At 76.9% G+C, this 866-nt stretch carries 1 protein-coding gene; it reads left to right on the top strand.

The window, feature by feature from the left end; translation table 11 throughout:
• Positions 1-513: 513 nt before the first annotated feature.
• Positions 514-866 (top strand): pilus assembly protein (locus ACSNOK_RS33295; RefSeq protein WP_436784517.1); only part of this gene is annotated, 353 nt, incomplete at its 3' end.

Consider the following 866-nt stretch of genomic DNA (forward strand, 5'->3'; position numbering starts at 1 on the left):
GTCGGGGCGGGGGCGGTGGGGACGTTCCGGGGCCCAAGGACGCGATGCCTCTCTCCGGGATGTTCCGTAGGGGAGCGGGACTGTTGCCTCGGACGGGCCGTAGGGGAGCGGGGATGCTGTTCCGGACGGGCGGCAGGTGAGCGTGAGCGTTGTCCCGGACGGGCCCTGGGGGAGCGTGAGCGCTGTGCCGCACGGGGCTTGGGGGAGCGTGAGGGCTGTGCCGCACGGGGCTTGGGCGAGCGTGAGCGGTGCGCCGGGCGGGTCTCGGCAGATCCGGATCACTGTCCGGGACCGGCCGTAGAGGAGCGAGAGCGCTGCTCGGGACGGGCCGCAGGGGCAAGGGGCCGCTCTTCCGCCCCGGCCGCGCGACCGCACCGCTCTCCCACTTGGGCCGCAAGGGCGCGAGGCCGTTCCCTCTCCCGGTCCGGGACGGCGCGGGGCGGTCGGTGGCCGTCGGGCGACCGGGGATCCGCCGCCGTCGAGTTCGTCGGCTTCCTGCCCATCCTCCTCCTCGTGGGTCTGGCGGCGATCCAGCTCGGGCTGGCGGCCTTCGCCGCCCAGCAGGCCGGCACCGGCGCTCGCGCCGCCGCCCGCACGGCGACGCTCGACGATGCGCGCACGTCCCCGGAGGCCGCCGCCCGGGCCGCCATGACCGACTGGGTGGCCCGGCGCGCAGGCACCGTGCAGGCGCCCCCCTGCACGTCCGGCGCCGAGGTCACCGCCACGGTGGACGTCTCGGTGCCCGGTCTCCTCCCCGGTACCGGCTTCCACGTCACACGGCACGCCACCATGCGCTGCCCGGACGACGCGCGCGCCCCCTCCGGCGTTCCCCCGGCGCCTCCCGACGTCCCCCGTGACTCTCCGGA

The sequence above is a fragment of the Streptomyces sp. URMC 126 genome (assembly GCF_051386555.1).
Classification (GTDB): Bacteria; Actinomycetota; Actinomycetes; order Streptomycetales; family Streptomycetaceae; genus Streptomyces.